This is a genomic window from Sediminibacillus halophilus, from assembly GCF_900103695.1.
In the GTDB taxonomy this organism is placed as follows: Bacteria; Bacillota; Bacilli; order Bacillales; family Amphibacillaceae; genus Sediminibacillus; species Sediminibacillus halophilus.
Genome location: NZ_FNHF01000003.1, coordinates 84896 through 102198, shown reverse-complemented (window position 1 = coordinate 102198; position 17303 = coordinate 84896). Strand labels below are relative to the sequence as shown.

At 41.9% G+C, this 17303-nt stretch carries 15 protein-coding genes; 3 read left to right on the top strand and 12 right to left on the bottom strand.

The genetic code is table 11. From position 1 onward, the window contains the following. Window positions 1-127 precede the first annotated feature (127 nt). From BLR82_RS11090 to BLR82_RS11075, 4 genes are all read right to left on the bottom strand, one after another. Window positions 128-3865, bottom strand: a complete 3738-nt coding sequence (locus tag BLR82_RS11090; protein WP_074599337.1) for a hypothetical protein — start codon at window positions 3863-3865, stop codon at window positions 128-130. 136 nt (window positions 3866-4001) lie between these two features. Then, on the bottom strand, window positions 4002-4481 hold the full coding sequence (rlmH, locus tag BLR82_RS11085; protein ID WP_074599334.1) for a 23S rRNA (pseudouridine(1915)-N(3))-methyltransferase RlmH: 480 nt from the start codon (window positions 4479-4481) through the stop codon (window positions 4002-4004). Window positions 4482-4659: 178 nt separating this feature from the next. Then, window positions 4660-5703 carry a ribonucleotide-diphosphate reductase subunit beta gene (locus BLR82_RS11080; protein ID WP_425440900.1) on the bottom strand — a complete coding sequence of 348 codons (1044 nt, stop codon included), beginning with the start codon at window positions 5701-5703 and terminating at the stop codon, window positions 4660-4662. Continuing rightward, complete coding sequence (locus tag BLR82_RS11075; RefSeq protein ID WP_074600054.1) at window positions 5685-6152, bottom strand: flavodoxin; 468 nt, start codon at window positions 6150-6152, stop codon at window positions 5685-5687. The genes BLR82_RS11080 and BLR82_RS11075 overlap by 19 nt, the downstream gene beginning before the upstream one ends. Window positions 6153-6713: 561 nt before the next feature. Between BLR82_RS11075 and BLR82_RS11070 the strand changes: the two genes are divergently transcribed. The 3 genes from BLR82_RS11070 to BLR82_RS11060 all read left to right on the top strand — a co-directional run bounded on the left by BLR82_RS11070 (window position 6714) and on the right by BLR82_RS11060 (window position 9095). Then, window positions 6714-7073, top strand: coding sequence for a Lin0512 family protein (locus tag BLR82_RS11070; RefSeq protein WP_074599330.1), 360 nt, complete (start codon window positions 6714-6716; stop codon window positions 7071-7073). Window positions 7074-7169: 96 nt separating this feature from the next. Continuing rightward, window positions 7170-8162, top strand: a complete 993-nt coding sequence (gene mgrA, locus BLR82_RS11065; RefSeq protein WP_074599328.1) for an L-glyceraldehyde 3-phosphate reductase — start codon at window positions 7170-7172, stop codon at window positions 8160-8162. 267 nt (window positions 8163-8429) lie between these two features. Beyond that, window positions 8430-9095, top strand: coding sequence for a YesK family protein (locus tag BLR82_RS11060; RefSeq protein ID WP_074599326.1), 666 nt, complete (start codon window positions 8430-8432; stop codon window positions 9093-9095). Window positions 9096-9431: 336 nt separating this feature from the next. On the opposite strand, the gene BLR82_RS11055 is transcribed toward BLR82_RS11060, so the two are convergent. The 8 genes from BLR82_RS11055 to BLR82_RS11020 all read right to left on the bottom strand — a co-directional run bounded on the left by BLR82_RS11055 (window position 9432) and on the right by BLR82_RS11020 (window position 17303). Then, the gene (locus tag BLR82_RS11055) at window positions 9432-9761 is read right to left on the bottom strand and encodes a hypothetical protein (RefSeq protein ID WP_074599324.1); all 330 of its coding nucleotides are present in this window, start codon (window positions 9759-9761) and stop codon (window positions 9432-9434) included. A 165-nt stretch (window positions 9762-9926) separates the two neighbouring features. After that, a complete protein-coding gene (locus tag BLR82_RS11050; protein WP_074599322.1) occupies window positions 9927-10520 on the bottom strand; it encodes a kinase in 594 nt (197 codons plus the stop codon). A 203-nt stretch (window positions 10521-10723) separates the two neighbouring features. After that, window positions 10724-11680, bottom strand: coding sequence for a mannose-6-phosphate isomerase, class I (manA, locus tag BLR82_RS11045; protein WP_074599320.1), 957 nt, complete (start codon window positions 11678-11680; stop codon window positions 10724-10726). 34 nt (window positions 11681-11714) lie between these two features. Beyond that, window positions 11715-12620 carry an ROK family protein gene (locus tag BLR82_RS11040; protein ID WP_342721497.1) on the bottom strand — a complete coding sequence of 302 codons (906 nt, stop codon included), beginning with the start codon at window positions 12618-12620 and terminating at the stop codon, window positions 11715-11717. A 28-nt stretch (window positions 12621-12648) separates the two neighbouring features. Next, on the bottom strand, window positions 12649-13857 hold the full coding sequence (locus BLR82_RS11035) for an ROK family transcriptional regulator (protein WP_074599316.1): 1209 nt from the start codon (window positions 13855-13857) through the stop codon (window positions 12649-12651). 427 nt (window positions 13858-14284) lie between these two features. After that, window positions 14285-15508: a S1C family serine protease gene (locus BLR82_RS11030; RefSeq protein WP_074599314.1), complete on the bottom strand. Its 1224-nt coding sequence runs from the start codon at window positions 15506-15508 to the stop codon at window positions 14285-14287. Between the two features lie 71 nt (window positions 15509-15579). Then, a complete protein-coding gene (locus BLR82_RS11025) occupies window positions 15580-16377 on the bottom strand; it encodes an MBL fold metallo-hydrolase (RefSeq protein ID WP_074599312.1) in 798 nt (265 codons plus the stop codon). Then, the gene (locus BLR82_RS11020) at window positions 16374-17303 is read right to left on the bottom strand and encodes a two-component system regulatory protein YycI (RefSeq protein WP_074599310.1); all 930 of its coding nucleotides are present in this window, start codon (window positions 17301-17303) and stop codon (window positions 16374-16376) included. Before BLR82_RS11020 ends, BLR82_RS11025 begins: the two co-directional genes overlap by 4 nt.

The following is a 17303-nucleotide window of genomic DNA, read 5'->3' as shown; positions in this document are numbered from 1 at the left end:
ACGGTTTTATGTAATACTCTGCTAAATAAGTTCTCATACTTACCTTTGTAATGATGACTATTAATTTTAAAATCAAGTTTATCAAAGTCAAATTTAAAGGGTACTAATCTGCATTCTTGATATACCCTTACCTTGGATTAAGGATTTCTTCATCTCCAATTAAATCTTTATCCATATCTTTTTTCAAGAAATCTATACAACTCTCAACCACTAACTTCAGTCTCCCAAAAGGAATTAACTTATGGACCTCTGAATATAAAGAAATTCGGTTCATAAGCTCAGGTGAGTTTTGTCCAATACTTCTACTCCATCCCCCATCAGGGAATCTTTGTGAATAAATAATCCCTTCTGCCTCTTTACCCTTCCCATTTTCATTCAAATATTTGAGCCCATTGACGAAATCTACAACCGTCTTTTCAGACAAAGTAAAGCATTCCATTAATTTTAAAACGCCTCTAGCATTATCCTCATTAATAAAATACTTAAGAACACTAGGCCCTACAGGTTCCCCTTCTCCATCAGCCCTTAAAAACAAAGGTTTGATAATAGTTCTTAGATCATATTCAGCAAGTAACCGTTTATCTACAAAATTTATTAACCTGTTAACTAAAAAACTAAAACTTTCCACATCAGAGATAAACTTAGTTAAAAAAGAAAAACCACCATATGGAACTTTGTCAATCCCATTAATATCTGTGTTCCTTAATCTATCTTCAATGAACTCAATAGCTTCTTCTTTGCTTCGTAACAATACTTCAATGATTTTTTCTTTATGATAATTTAACTTTTCCATTGCACTGATTCTTACTAAAATCTCATCTTTAAATTCTTGAAATCCTTTAACAATTTTAAGGTCATTAATGTATTGCTGAATTATTAAATCAATCATATCTGCCATTGAGTCATTGAAAGGATACTTTTGAATGATTTTCAAAAGTATATTAATCAAGTAACTACGTTCACGATTTTTAAAAATGAAGTACAACCGATGTATGATACCTCCAGCATATTCGAAATTGTAGATATCAATGATACTATTAATCATAGTTACTACATATTCATTGCTCAAAGAATTATCTTGAGCAATATTAAGTAATATGAATATCTCATCATTTGTTAAATTGGCCTCAGGTACTAAAAACGAACTAATCATTTCCTCTTTTTGATTACTATGAGTAATTACTGAATTAAATATTGATGCCTTTAGAAATCCTGCTACACCTGAATAATGCATAGATTTTATAAATTCAATAAATAAATTATTGTTATATTCAAACCATCGCTCAATAATGTTTGGGCTTGACCATGCTAACTCAAAATTACTAATAATTTCGGATTCGTAAATAAGGAAATTGTTAAGAGCCTTCACACTTTTAATTTCACTATGTAAAACCTCTGCAATTCTTCTTGAATCGTCTCTTCTATCATTTGTATTTTGCATTACTTCATCAACGAACCAGTCCCATCGTTCTTTAGAAGGTGCCAATTTTGCTATCTCTTCAAAAGAAAAAACTCTATAATCGACGTCGACATAATATTTTGCAAACAGATATTTACCATCACGTTTAAACTGAAGCAAATAAGACTCTGCAAATTCGCATCCTGAATATTGACCAGCCCACCAGTATATCAAAATTCTTTCGATAATAATGTTAACTGAAATATCTTTAGATTCTAATAGCTTATTGCCTAGCAATTCTACTAACTTTTTTCGTTCCTGCTCAATTACTTCTTTTAGCGACTTCTCTTCAGGTTCACTTTTTCCAAATGACATAGCCCCGATTTCATGACAAATTGACTCTATTATTTTTACAATATTATTCTCTAATCTACTATTTACTAGATATTCGATTATTTCAATGCATTTTTCACGCATACGAACTACTTCATCACTTACTTGTACTACACTTACACCAAATTGAATACCATTAATTATTGGTTTCGTTACTTCGTGGCCTCCCTTTAGTATTTCAGAAGCAGCATACTTAAATATTGTCAAAGCTGCATTTTTATCATTACTTATCCATTTTTGAAGAATAGTCAATGATTCTATTATTTTTCTCGGGCTGTTTGTCACTGGAGAAAATAAGTCCCTAGTAATCCCTTTCACTTTATAATTATCATATGTTCCGTCTATTTGAATATTTTCCAGCTCACATAAGAAATTAAGTATGGTTTCAATATCATTGTTATATCTCCAGAGTTTTAATAACACAGGACCAAAATCATCTGTTGTTAATCGAAAATAGTCTCCACCATTTGCATTTTTAACACTATCAAGATAGCAATAAATAAGATTAGTAACTGATTCTGGAGAAAATCTTACAATATAGCTGGCGATTTCAAGATTTTTGCATTGTTCATAATATGCTTCTGAAAGCGACCACTCGTCAATCAGTGACTTTAGGATATCTTGAATATCCATTTTACTAACTAGTCCTGCTTCATTGATATTCTCTAACACTCTGTTTTGGTCATGTCTAATCCAATAATCAAGAATGTTTACGTCATATAAATCATTTAATGAGTATGCTAAAAAAATGTCCCCTTTTATATCTGGATAAAACCTATATTTATACCCAACTTTACGAATAATACCACCTTTTTGCATTAAACGAACTATCATTTTTATGTCATAGTTTCTTTGAATCGACTTATTAATTAAGTTGCATTGTTCATCACTTAAATCAAACGGGACTGCACAACATAAGCTAAATAGTAACCTATTACAGTCTTCTCTAGATATATAATTATTTAATATTCCATACGTATCATTCTCTAGTAACTCTTTGTGCTCACGAAATAGAACTTCTATTTTGTTTTTATCTGATGATAACTTCTTCTCTCCAATCCATTTGATTAAAGTTGGTGAAGGATATTTAGCAACTATAATATCTTCATCCATATACTCAGGTACTTGTGCAGCCACTCTTAGAAGATCAATATAGTCCTCCCTCTCCCAATTATTCAAGCTCACCTGCACCATACTATTAAAAAGACCGGCTTTTATAATTAAAGATTTAATTTTCTCATTTGAATATGTTTGAACTGACAATAATAATTTACTAAATACTCCAACAGATTTCATAAAGTTAAGTAATTCCTTAATTTCACCCGTGCATAATTCACTATCATCAACAATTATTAAGTATTTTTTTTCTTGGAAAAACTCCGACTGCAAAGAATCAACTATATTTCTCACACCATGCCTCATGACGATGATGCTATCAAATAGATCCCCTATGCCTTTTGATATAGATACATTTTTAAGAGTCTCTGTTTTTCCAAATCCTCGAAAGGAGTCTATTAATACTATGTCAGAGACTTTCAAATTATCAATCACTCTTTTTACATCACTATCCAATTTCTTTGCTTCCGTTATATTTCCGTTAGCCTCGAAATCAAAAAACTCTTCAGGGCTCACAAACTTTTTAAATCTAATTTGTTTAATTTGTTTAATATCATCCATTATTCGCTCAGTTAAAAAGTGATGCTCACGCATATGTCGATACTGAATAAGTCTCTCATCATTATTAAGATTCTCATTAAAAATAATAATGAAATCCTTCACTACTTCTTCAGGTGTAGGATTGCCTGAATAATCTAATATATTCTCAAATTCGATTTCAGAGGTATCTTTGAAACTCAATACAGTTTTCATAACAAGTTCTAAATTCTTCTGTCTAGCTAAAAAATTGTCATATGCACCACCATATGCATTTTGATATTTCTTATTAAATTCATCAACTGATTTATTGTATATTTCATCAACCACTAAAGCTAAATCTTTTTGCTGGAAGGATTCAGACACTTTATTAGTAACCAAGCCAACAATGAATGGTAATACAATACTTTCAAAAAACAAATTTTCTCACCCCTAAAATAATTTAGTTTCAATAATAATTAATTCAAACTACTACTATTTACAAATAGTCAGTCAAATTTATTAAATGATTAACCACATAGGTTAATATAGATACATTTAGAACTTAAAACCTCATTTACTTGTGGTACGGTTCCCCCCGATTAATCCGAAACGCCCGATAAACCTGCTCTAACAACACCAGCCTCATCACTTGGTGAGGGAACGTCATCTTCGAAAAACTAAGCGCATAATTACTCCGCTGCTGTACTTCATAGCTTAATCCCAGTGACCCACCAATCACAAACACGATTTTGCTGTTCCCATAGGTGGTCAACTTGTCGATTTTTGATGCGAGTTGTTCGGATGTAATCATTTCTCCCTTTATTTCCAAAGAAATAACATAGTCGTCGGCGCCAATCTTTGCGAGTATGCGGTCGCCTTCCTTTTGTTTGACCAGCTCCATGTCGGCTGCACTTAGGTTTTCAGGTGCCTTTTCGTCAGGTACTTCGATTTCCTCGATTTTCGCGTAAGCTCCTAGGCGTTTCACATATTCCGCGATGCCTTGCTTTAAGTATTTTTCTTTTAGTTTTCCTACAGAAATAATTGTTATTTTCATGGTTTCTTCCTTTTCTATCGGTGATATTGTCTATTCTCTTTAGTATAACGAGAAAAAATGGAAAATGCATGGGTTTGCGGCAAACATGAAAAAGACTATTGCTTATAAGCAATTATAATAGATGTACTAGCTCATAAAAAAATCCCGGCATGTATAAGAGCCGGGATTTTTCTTTTTATTACAGATCGTCAAATCCGTTTAAGTCGCTTGTTTTAGTGTATTGGCGGGACTTCTGTTCGAAAAAATCGGATTTTGTGCCGTTGAAGTTATCGGCATAGGCACGGATCCATTTCATAGGGTTCTCTTGATAGCCTTCGTAAATCTCGCTTAGACCGAGCATGCGAAGCATCTTGTTGGCTCGATACTTGATATAGCCTTCCATTGCGTCGAGCTGGATTCCGTCAATGCCATCGAGCACGTAGCGGCTCCATTTTGTTTCCTGTTCAACAGAATGGCGGAATTGGTCGTAAACCCATTCGATGAATTTCTCGTTATTGTACTCTGGATTTTCTGTCAGGGTGGCACGGAACAGTTCACTGATAAAGCGGCCGTGGTACAGCTCGTCCCGATTAATGTAAGAAATCATCGTGGATGTACCTACCATTTTCTGATTGCGCGCCAGGTTGTAGAAGAAAGCAAACCCACTATAGAAGAATAGTCCTTCCAATAAAGAAGAATACACCATTGCTTTTAATACCGTTTCGATAGTCGGATTGGTCGCAAATTCATTATAAATCTCGACGATTCGTTCATTGCGCTCAAGCAGAACAGGATCTGTACGTCCTTCATTAAAGGATGCAATTTGGTTATCGTAATTTGTCACCGAAGCCAAAACGTATGTATAGCTGTGATTATGCTCGCTTTCCTGGTCGGCGATGGTTGCAAGCAATGATTTGACGCTTGGATCTGTCGAATAGGCAGAAATCTTCGATGCGATATCCGTTTGCGGTCCGTCCAATGTCGCAAGCAGTCCGATGATTTTAAGGAAGGCGGTTCGCTCCCGTTCGGAGAGTTTGCTGAATTGCTTCGTATCCGTCACCATGTTGACCTCGTTGGCTGTCCAGAAAAGCCCTCGGATTGTTTTCCGCATGTCGTAAAAATGCGGATATTTCACATTGTCCCAATGGAGAATCCCGCTCGCTTCCCCGTTAAACAGCGCTGTAGCTTTATTCGGATTTGTTGGTTCCAGTACTTTTGCTCTTGTTAACTTAGCCATGTTAATACCCCTTTCATCCAGTTGATGACTTCTTGTTCCTGTTCTCCTCTTGGAGATTGCTCCACCTTCAGCGACGGAAGCGGTGAATGATAAAATCTAGCCAGCTTTTCTGCTGCCAGGCAAAACATATCATCCCCGCCAAACTGTGTATCGCCGGTGCCGAAGACGAACACATTCTCCGGCTTATAGCCTAAATCGGCCACGAAATCCTTTACGTCGAACGGTGTCTGCCCGTTATTCCAGGTATAGCTGCCAATCAGCATGGCATCATAAGCCTGCACGTTGGGAAAGGGTTCATTTCCCAAAATGTTATAGAGCGTAACCTGTCCGACATGCCGCTCGAATTCCTCAGCAAGCATTTGGGCCACCTCACGCGTGTTACCACTGATCGATACATACACTATAATGACGGATAACGAAGCAAGTGCCCTGTCGTTCGAATGCTTTGTTCTCATGTTTATGCCCGTCATGGATATCAACCCAATCTTTTTGAGAGTATACTACTAAGTTGGCGAAATATCTATATATGTAATAAAAACTATTTAATCTACTACATATGGTATCAATTCAACCACTTTAAGACAATGGCAAATATGTGTCGATTTTTTATGTGGGATGGAATCATCGTTTTGTCTGGCCGTGAATGACTTTTTTGTCTACTACTTTGAGGGATTGTTCAAAGAATAACATGTACCCCATTATTTCCGGGGAAATAAAGGAGGATTCTGTCGAAATTTTGGGGAGGATGGTTTTGCATCTTTGATTGCGATTTGATTGTTAGCTACGATATGTTTCCTGGGAATTTCTCATTTATATTCCGATTACTCTCTTGCTGAATAGGCTCCCAGTCACTATGCATCTTGCAAGACCTGCTAGTTTTTATTTCGTTTGCTTATCTCGTTCTAATTCCAATCCCAAGTTTGTCCCCGTTCTTTGACGGGAAATGTTCACTATAAGCTATTTGTACCCCTCGACTTTGGCAAGATCTCTATTCACTTGGAAGGAGAGATTTTCCCATGGATAAAATTCTTTTCGTACAGACCGGAACTGGTATCGACGTGCATGGCCAAAACATCACCAAGGCAGCCGTCCGGGCAGTGGACGATGCGATCCTCTCGAATTCGATGCCCGGTATTGAACAAAGCTTGCCGGGCCAATCGTTGGAAAACATGAAAGTCAACGTACGTCTCGCCGTCCCGTTAGACAGGCAGCAGCTCGACAAGGATGAAGTCAAAAAGGTGATTCCGTTTGGCTCCGCTACTGTTGAATTGACGGATGGCGGCATGGCAACCTCAAGCGGAATCATTCTCGAAGAAGAGAACGATGAAAACGATCTGATGTATATCGTCAATGCCGCTGTCGAAGTCGGTTATTGATGAATAATGCTCCCATCTATATGGGAGCTTTTTTTCTGGTTGAAAAAGGGTTTTTCTCGTGAACAACGAATCAGTTTAGAAAGGAGGAATTTTTATATGGCATATACACCAGATGAAAATCGTTATGAATCGATTGCTTATAACCGTTGTGGGAATTCTGGCTTGAAGCTTCCGGCCATCTCGCTCGGTCTTTGGAATAACTTTGGCGGCGAGGATGTTTTTGAAAACCAGCGCAAAATGATCCGCAAGGCGTTCGACCTTGGCATTACGCATTTCGACTTGGCCAATAATTACGGCCCGCCACCGGGCTCTGCCGAGGAGAACTTCAGGCGTATATTGGAAAAAGACTTTGCCGGCTACCGGGACGAGATGGTGGTTTCCACAAAAGCAGGGTTTACCATGTGGCCCGGACCTTATGGGGATTGGGGTTCGAAAAAGTATTTGGTCGCCAGTCTCGACCAAAGCTTAAAGCGTATGGGGCTGGATTATGTCGATATTTTTTACCATCACCGTCCGGATCCGGAAACACCATTAGAGGAAACGATGGCGGCGCTCGACTTGATCGTCCGGCAGGGAAAGGCACTGTATGTCGGGATCTCCAATTATAATGCCGAAGACACCGAAAAGGCGATCGACATTTTGGAACGTCAGGGTACACCGTTTATCATTCACCAGGCGTCCTATTCGATGCTGAACCGCTGGGTCGAAGACGGGTTGACCGACCTGCTCGCTAAACGCGGTGCCGGCTGCATTGCCTTCGTCCCGCTCGCCCAAGGCTTGTTGACCGACAAGTATTTGAACGGGATTCCAGAAGATTCACGGGCGGCCAAACAGTACATCCGCTCACTCAACGAAAAAGATGTTTCTCCTGACGTCATCGAAAAAGTCCAGCAGCTCAACGAAGTAGCACGTGACAGGGGTCAGTCCCTTGCCCAGATGGCGCTTGTTTGGGTTCTGCGGGAGAAGGCGGTCGTTTCTGCTTTGATCGGTGCCAGCAAGGTATCGCAAATCGAAGAGAATGTGAAAGCCTTGGAAAAGCCTGATTTCACCGAGTCGGAGATTGATCAGATCGAGAAGATATTGAGATGAAGCAAATACGCAGATTTTCACATAGCAAGGCTAATTTGAATATATAAAAATACCGTTTCAACATAGAAAACGCTCAGAGCCATTTACTTCTCTGAGCTTTTCGTTTGATTGATATCGAGTACAAAGGCGTTCCAATAAGAAGAAACCATTCTGGTACCCATGAAAGATAAATGGAAAGCTACTGCTTAAAGTTTTCTTTTTGCTCACCAGTGATTTTACTAGCCATTTGGTAACTCAATTGTTTTATTGGTTATAGGAGGAGATTGGGTGTATTTAATACTTGCGTATGGATTATTCTTAGGTTTGTTGGTTTTTGGCTTCTTCTTTATCCTTTCAAAATTTAAAAAGCAGTTTTACTTGGCCCCACTGTTGACATTTATTACAGCTTTAATCATTGTTCTTTATAGTTTTTACATTGTAAGAGGGTTTGAAGGAATGGGGTATGTTTTTCTAGCAATAGGTGTCTTTCTAATTAGTGTATTGGGAACGATGGCAATGCCTTTATTGACGAAATCGTCTAAACTCACAAAGGTCACTATTTGGGATAAAATCGGTCTAGTCGTATTACCGGTGATCTTTTTCACCACCATATTCGTGGTGAACGGAAAAGATGATGATTATTGGATTATTGATGAAGGGCACACCGCTGTTAATGACAACACGTATAGTCATTATCGCGTTTCCACGATTTCAGAAGGAAACAAACAAATTTATTTAATACTCGGCGAGGAATATATCGGAAAGAAAATGGAAGTGCAGGAAGTTAATCAAAACGAAAGCACAGAAGTTGTTTTGGATGTGGTGGAGGATGAAAGCAATCCGAACAAGTCCCCGTTTATTTATATAGGGCTCGATGAGATCAAAGAACCTTTAACTGTTCGCACGATGGAAGGGGAAGAAATTCAGTCAGCTCTTGAGATAATCAATGAATAGTAGAAGTTTATTTGAGTCCCGTAAGCAGGAGTTTTTATTAGCAGGAACAGCTGTCTGCTCTCGGGAACCAAGCCATCAGGAGCGGGTGCAACATAATAGGAGCACATAGCAATACGGACTACCTTGGATTTCAATATCCCTCTTATTTCGTTTGTTATAAAAGGTTTTGATTTTATTCTTGGGATGGAGAAACCGGAAGTCTTACCACGTTAAGAAGGGCTAAAACAAATATTGTTTCACGCCTTGCATGGAAGGTTAACTGAGCTATAGCGAGAATGAACAGAGGGTTCATAGAGAGCGAGGCGTCCGGATTTGTATTTTTTCCTTGCCATATTTTTAACGGTCCCTTTTACCATAACTTAGGAAAACAATTATCGAAATAAAAACTATAACGTACAAAATAAAAATAATTAAATGTTGAAATATGGAGTAAGTGATAAAAAAAGTTCCTATTATTAAATCAAAAATTCCTTCTTCAATTTTTATAGTTTTCTCCTGCTTATTTCTTGAAAAAATTATAAGTCCAATCACTGTAAAAATAATCCCAGCACTTAAAAGAAATATTCCTTTGGTATCATCATCTTCCAAATAAAACATAGCAAAGACTAAGGTTACTGAAATAATTATCTTTATTTGGCCCCATATTCGGTCTTTTATTGACAACATTTTCAATTCCACCTTTTTAAATTGTAAAACAATTCTAACAGATCGAGGGGGATATAGGGCTGTTTTTTTAGTGGAATTATTAGTTAGCATTTTGACAACGAAACACCAACAGATAACTATATGTAACCTTCGTTCGTAATAACCGGCGGAAACTAATTATTTATTTCAATTCCTAACAACTATATCTGCATTTTCGATTGGCGAAACGGTTTCCATATAATAGTCTTCCGCTTTCCAATATCGCTTTTCAAACTTCTCTATGTTATTTCTGGTTGTCTGGCTTTCACGATGGAATCTTTTTTCTCTCGGGCTATCCAGGTAAATCATAAAATCGTAGTATTTCCTCCACTCTTTTCTTTGTAAAAATACCCCTTCGATGATAATCAGGCAGGTATCCAGTAATTTGATTGTCTGTAATGATTGTGTATCGGCTAAATCGTCATAAGTCCGTAACTGTAGTTCCTTTGTTTCTTTGAGTCTTTCGAATAAATATTTTCTTAGGTAATTTATGTCCCATTGCAAATAATAATACTCATACCACGCTTCGTATCCAGTATGGTAACGTCTTTTCCGCTCGACAATGTAATCGTCTATATGAAAAATACAAACCGGAATTTTTTTCTCTTGCATGTCCCGTTCAATAGAACTAACAAATGTTGTTTTCCCGGCACGACTTAATCCATCTATTCCTATTACAACCTTTTGATTTTGTTCCACTGCAGGGAACATTTTTACTACATTGGATATGTTCTCTTCCAAGCCTATCCCGCCCTAATGCTTATTGTCTATCCTTACCTTGTTTCAGATCTATTCTTCCTTCATTTTATCACGAAATTGCCCCATCCTTTCGAGTTATTGAAAGGGCCAGTGATTGGCACGTTGAAAAATGATACATAAAAGCAAAAAACAGGCCGAATCATTGCGATTCAGCCTGGTTTTTCTCCTGATGGTTGAAGTTTTCCTTATGGATGGGAAACGATAAACGACGCCTTCCCGGATAAATGATAGTGCTCAACAGTGGATGGCACGATAAAGTGGTCGCCTTTTTTCAAGGTGAAGGTGGTTCCTTCCACGGTTATTTCCCCTTCGCCGTCCAGTACGCTCACCTGCAGAAAATCTTCCTCTATAGCTTGGTCGACTTCACCGTCCAGCTCCCAATAGTAGACAGTAAAGTATTCCTGCTGGACGAGTCGATTGGATGTCAGGCCGTCTTTGCTTATTTGTTTTTGCTCGATATCGATTGTTTCATGTGGAACGGTGGATACGGCAATCGCTGAATCCAGGTGCAGCTCCCTTGTGTTGCCTTGATCGTCGGTCCGGTCGTAATCATAGACCCGGTACGTAATATCGGAGCTTTGCTGGGTTTCCAAGATCACGATGCCTTTTCCGATGGCATGGATGGTGCCGCTCGGTACATAGATGAAATCTCCGGACTTCACTTTCACCTTGCGCAGCAAATCATCCCACTGGCCGCTATCGACCATTTGCTTGAATTCCTCGCGGCTGCCGGCATGGTGGCCGAAAATGATTTCCGCATCTTTTTCCGCGCCGATGACATACCAGCATTCCGTTTTCCCATATGGCTCGCCTTCGACTTCTCTTGCATACGTGTCATCCGGGTGCACCTGGACGGATAAATCGTTGGCCGCATCGAGGATTTTCACCAGCAAAGGATAGTCCTCCCCGCCTTTGGCTGCGTTACCGAACAATTCGCTGTGCTGTTCCCAGGTATCCTTCAATGTGCTGCCTTGCAATGGGCCATTGACGATCCGGCTCGGTCCGTTCGGATGGGCGGAAATCACCCAGGCCTCTCCGGTATGGTCATAGGGAATATCGTAGCCAAATTCCGTCTTCAGTTTTTGGCCGCCCCAAATCCGCTCCTGAAAAACGGGCTCTAAAAAAATCGGTTCTTTATACATCGTTTTCCTCCTTATGTACGTATTATCCTTGTTGTTAATTAGCTAAAATCAGTCCAGCTGCTCCGACGACGCCGGCATTTTGATCCAATTGAGCCGGTACGACTTCTGTTTCCCGGCCGGCAGGGTTCAATGCATAATGGCTGACATAATCCCGCACTTTTGTGAACAATGGTTCCCCAACCTTGGAGACTCCGCCGCCGATCACGATTTTCTCCGGATCGAAGGTGTTGATCAATGTCACACACGCCACGCCTATCAACCGGAATACGTCATCGATATACGGAACGATGTTGGCATCACCTTGCTCGTAGCGTTGGAACACTTTCTCGGTCGTTAGCGTTTCTCCTGCCAGCTCGGAACCGCGTTTGGCGATGGCTGTTCCAGACACGATGTACTCCAGACAGCCTTTCTGGCCGCACGGGCATTGGCCGTAAGACGGATCGACGACGGTGTGCCCGATATCTCCGGCATTGCCGCGCGCTCCACCCAGTAGTTTTCCGTCTGCAAACAACCCGGCTCCGACCCCGGTGCTGATGGTCATGTAAGCAAAGTCCTGATTTTCCTGTGCGGCGCCTAACCATTTTTCCGCCATGGCAGCCGCATTTGCATCGTTTTCCAGCACGACAGGAACCGGAAAATGCGCGCGTACCTGCTCCACAATCGGAACGTCCTTCCAGTTTTGCAGATTGGGTGGACAGGAGATGACCCCCGCCTTGCTGTTCAACGGTCCCGGAGACCCGATACCGATGCCGGAAATCTGACTGTCTTCAAGCCCTTCCTCCTTCAACAGCTGTTCAATCGCATCAATGATCCGTTGTATCATTACCGCTGGCTCAACGGATTTATCTGTTTTCAGTTTGCTATGCCTGCTGATGTTACCTTGTTCATTCACCAATGCCAGGGCTACTTTTGTTCCCCCGATATCTACTCCTACTGCCATTCCCATATTATCACCTTTTCCCTGTTTGTCATTTCATTAACAGCTGCGGATTGGAAAACAAATGATCGAGAATCACTGCCGCCGCTCCGACAAGCTGTGCCTCTTCCTTGAACTGCGACCGCTTGATGATCATTGGTTCTTTTCCATTGTATAAAATTCGGTCGTTGACCAGATACGAAATAGTTTCCATTGCAGCCGGATAACCGTGAACGATTGCGCCGCCGATAATGATTTCCTCCGGATTAAGGATGTTAGCTGCGTTGGCGATGCCTACCCCCAAGTAATTTGCCGATTCTTCCAGCAGCTGCATGGCTAGCGGTTCTCCTGATTCTGCGGCTGCAAAGATTTTCTCCAATGTAATCTGCTGCTTTTCTGCAGACAGTGCTTCACTCTGAGCTTGGAGCGTTTCTGCCTTCTTCGTCATCGCGATGCCGGAAGCCAATGCCTCCAGACAGCCGTAACTTCCGCAGCTGCACTTGGGCCCGTCCATGTCAATGGTATGATGGCCGATTTCTCCCGCTCCGTTTAAAAAGCCGCGATATACTTTCCCCTGAAAAATAATCCCGCCGCCAATTCCCTGGTCAGCGAATACATATAACATGCTGCTTTTTTTCTCGGAGGAACCGAACCAGTGCTCACCGAGTGCAGCTGCATTCGCATCCCGCTCCAGGACGACAGGCAGCCGGTAGCGTTCTTCCAACAGCGCACCCACTTCCCACTGTTCGATCGCTTTAATGTTCGGCGGATTTAATAGCGTTCCGGTATCCACATCGACCGGACCAGGAGCGGAAACGGCGATTCCCATTACCTCCGCTTTGTCTGCACTGTTTTCCAGCAACTGATCAATCAAATCACAGACCAATGCAGCCCATTCGTTTTGTTGTAGTTGTCCACAAACAGATTTTTTTTCGACTTGCACGATTTTCCCTTGGGGATTGATTTTGGCAGTCTGGATGTTATCCACATGGATAGCGACACTTATTACATAGTTTTGCTGGTGTAGCTGATACAACAACGGTTTCCGGCCGCCCTGAGATTCTCCGCTGCCGCTGGTTTCCACTAAACCGATCGCTTGCAGTTCTTTGATGATAGTGGAAATCGACATTATCGATAAGCCGGTGTGCCGCGCCAGCTCTGCATTGGAAACAGGGCTTGCTTTTCGCAATGCTTGTAAAACGAACGACCGGTTCTGCCGTTTCATTTCCTCCGCACTGCCTGCTGTGGATGATGAAGCCATTGTCCGCCTCCCTTCCGCTTTATTATTAAAATGATTTTAATAAGTATAGCGTATAATAAATTTTCGTAAAAATCAATTTAATTTTCAAAGCAGATTTCACAGTTATTCACCGAATCATCCAGTTATGCACAAGGTTATCCACACCCGCTCTGATTTTCTCTTATGCACATGTTTTCCTTTGCTATAAACAAGTTATCCACGCTGTTTATCCACACATTTTGGAGAGGCCTGCTTTATTTGGGGCAAGAATAAATGTTCGCCACCATATATGGATAGTTATCCTCAACTCCATCCACAGGCTGTGCATAACTATGGTAGTAACGGAAATGACGCTGTTATCAACAGGCGATTTTAGTATTGTTACGCCTTACATGTCCTTTCTTAAAGCAGAAAAAAAGCCGGATCCATATGATCCGGCTTTTTCCTATTAGTATTCCTGGGCTGCCAGTGTTACCGTTGTTTCTTGACGTTCTCCGTCACGATAATAGGTGACGGTCATTTCCTCGCCAACTTGTTTTTCCTGATAGAGATGCTTGCGCAAACCAATCACATCCTGGATTGGCTCGCCATCCAATTCGGTGATGACATCGAGCTCTTGCAGGCCAGCCTGATCTGCAGGCGACATAGGCTCAATGCTCCGTAAGTAGATTCCGCCTTCCACTTCTTCCGGAAGGTTCAGTCTCCGCTCCCATTCCACCTGGGCTACTTCCTCAAGGGAATAGGCTTCAACACCTAAGTATGGCCTTGTGACCGTGCCTTCTGTCTCCAGTTGTTCGATTATCGGTGTCGCACTGTCGATCGGGATGGCGAAGCCGATTCCCTCAACAGAGGATTGGGCGATTTTCATCGAGTTGATTCCGATTAATTGCCCGCTCATATTGATCAGTGCGCCGCCGCTGTTCCCTGGATTGATGGCGGCATCCGTCTGAATGACTTCAGCCTGCCAGTCAGCCCGTCCGTCTCCGTCAAAGTCTTGTGGAATGGCCCGCTGCTTGCCGCTGATGATTCCTTGAGTAACCGACCCGGAAAACATCAACCCGAGCGGATTCCCGATGGCAATTGCCGGCTCGCCAACTTTGACACTATCCGAGCTGCCGATTTCGATCGTTTTGTCGACTTGGTCAGCGCTCATCTTCAGTACGGCCAAATCGGTGAACACGTCACTGCCGAGCAGCTCTGCGGAGACGTGGGTTTCGTCAGAGAGTACCACTTCGACCTCGTCTGCACCCTCTATGACGTGGTGATTGGTCACCACATAGGCGCTTCCGTCTGCCGTTTTATAAATAACGCCGGATCCGGTGCCTGCTTGTCCGGATTCTTCTTGCTGCCAGAAGTTCGTAGAGGATTGAATGTTGACCACTCCGACTACTGCAGGGGTCACTTCGCCGACGATTTCGGTTATTTGCGACGAAACGTCGACGTTAACATTGGACGTAGGACCGGCTTGTGAATTGTCACCGTTTCCTTGGGTAATTTCATTGGAACCTTGTTCAGCGGACTGGAACGGCAGCAAACCCGCTTCTTGTAAGGCAGGAAGTGCCACAATCACAATCAGTGCCCCGATGACTGCCCCGATAAGCGAAGGCAGAAACCAGTTCCTTTTTTTCTTATTCGTTCTGTTTGTTTGATAATGATCATCATAATAGCCCATCGCACCCATCCTTTCTGACCTGGAAAAAACATAAAGCTCAACGTTTATAGTGTTTCCTTTCGCCAGTCCGGTTAAACTACTTCATATAGAGGGGTCGGCGTCTTCGGGTCTGTATCATGCAGGTGCAGTTTGTCGCCGATGGTGAAACCATGGTCATTTAAATAGTTTTGCACGGACATTCTGGCCAATTCTTTCATGTTGTTATCTTTGCTTAAATGAGCCAAATAAATACGTTTTGTTTGGTCTCCGATGATATCGCTCAAAGCCAGGGCGCAATCGTCATTGGAAACGTGGCCGCTGTCCCCGAGAATGCGGCGTTTGACATTCCACGGGTATCTGCCCATTTGCAGCATGGAAACATCATGGTTGGCTTCGAAAATATAGGCATCCGCATTTTCTACGGTTTTTTTGATGCGCTCGGATACGTAACCGAGATCGGTTACGAGAGCGACTTTTTTCCCCTCATGGTGGAAGGTGAAAAACATCGGCTCGGCAGCATCATGCGAGACACCGAACGATTCCACATCCAGGTCGCCGAAAGCCTTGGTTTCCTCCATGTTGAACACAAACTTCTGATCCAACTCTATTTTGCCGATCGAACCTTCCATCGCTTTCCACGTTTTTTCGTTGGCATAAATCGGGAGTTGATAACGACGGGCCATGATGCCCAACCCTTTGATATGGTCACTGTGTTCATGGGTGACCAGCAGCTTGGTAAGACTGTACGGGTCGATGTTCACTTCGCCCATCAGCCGTTCCATTTCCTTGCCGCTCAATCCCGCATCGACTAAGATTTTCTCTTTTTCTGTCGCTATATAAAAAGCATTTCCTGTACTTCCTGATGCAAGTACACTAAAGCTTAATGTCATTCCTCATCACTCACCCTTGTGGATTCCAATAACCTTTGGTACACATTTTGCAATTCTTCTATTTCCTCGTCGGACAGCTTCGCGTCTCTCATGCCGTCCTGCGCTTTCCGGATTGTATTCCGTACAAACGTCGGATTGTCATGCTGGGAAAATTGTCCTTCAGAACCCATTACCACATAATGCAAGTCGTCATTGATGGCAAAGTGCCAGGAAGGAGCAAAAACCTGCTGTCCTTCATCGAGATCGACGAATGAATAATAGCCCACTGTCGGGGTTTCCGTTATTTCCGGATCCTCCATTGGCAATGCATTGGCTTTGAACAGGCTGCTTATCGCGGAATACGCAGTAATCATGCTTTTTGGCTCCTGTCTGTCCACTTCATCAACTGCGGTTTGCAGATAGCTGGTGATTTCATTGTCGCTGTTGACAAAGGCTACCACAAAGCCGCTCTGGCTATAATAAATCGGCTTGCTGTTATTTGTCTGGAAAAAAATCAGGGCACCGGAAGCGTCATCTTTTCCCCAATAGACATATTCTCCACCAGAAAGGATGTGTTCGGATAACTCCAATTCCTTTTCCGCCTTCGTGCTATCCGGATCAATCGGCACCGGTTCCTTGAACTCTGAATACAGCAGGTTGCCGCTGCCAAGCAGGTCCACTTCCTGCTCACTCATGGCCTTGAGGGTCTTTACGTCATCGGCCGTAAAGTTTCTCGCTTTTACCGTGATGAATGAATCCTTGACCTGCTCCTCCGGCAGCTTGTCGAGCCCTTTCACATTTTCTTTCATATATTCTTCCAGTTTCGGTTCTGCAATATCTCCGGATGGCGATCGGGAATCCATCGTCTTCAGAAATTGCTGGAGTAGGAAGATATCCAGAATAAGGAAACATATGATGAATAGTGTTTTAATTTGTCCCCATTGCAT

Coding starts and splice junctions, on each gene's coding strand:
- rlmH (WP_074599334.1), bottom strand. CDS start 4,481: ATGAAAATAACAATTATTTCTGTAGGAAAACTAAAAGAAAAATACTTA.
- BLR82_RS11075 (WP_074600054.1), bottom strand. CDS start 6,152: ATGAGAACAAAGCATTCGAACGACAGGGCACTTGCTTCGTTATCCGTC.
- BLR82_RS11070 (WP_074599330.1), top strand. CDS start 6,714: ATGGATAAAATTCTTTTCGTACAGACCGGAACTGGTATCGACGTGCAT.
- mgrA (WP_074599328.1), top strand. CDS start 7,170: ATGGCATATACACCAGATGAAAATCGTTATGAATCGATTGCTTATAAC.
- BLR82_RS11055 (WP_074599324.1), bottom strand. CDS start 9,761: ATGTTGTCAATAAAAGACCGAATATGGGGCCAAATAAAGATAATTATT.
- manA (WP_074599320.1), bottom strand. CDS start 11,680: ATGTATAAAGAACCGATTTTTTTAGAGCCCGTTTTTCAGGAGCGGATT.
- BLR82_RS11040 (WP_342721497.1), bottom strand. CDS start 12,620: ATGGCAGTAGGAGTAGATATCGGGGGAACAAAAGTAGCCCTGGCATTG.
- BLR82_RS11035 (WP_074599316.1), bottom strand. CDS start 13,857: ATGGCTTCATCATCCACAGCAGGCAGTGCGGAGGAAATGAAACGGCAG.
- BLR82_RS11030 (WP_074599314.1), bottom strand. CDS start 15,508: ATGGGCTATTATGATGATCATTATCAAACAAACAGAACGAATAAGAAA.
- BLR82_RS11025 (WP_074599312.1), bottom strand. CDS start 16,377: ATGACATTAAGCTTTAGTGTACTTGCATCAGGAAGTACAGGAAATGCT.
- BLR82_RS11020 (WP_074599310.1), bottom strand. CDS start 17,303: ATGCAATGGGGACAAATTAAAACACTATTCATCATATGTTTCCTTATT.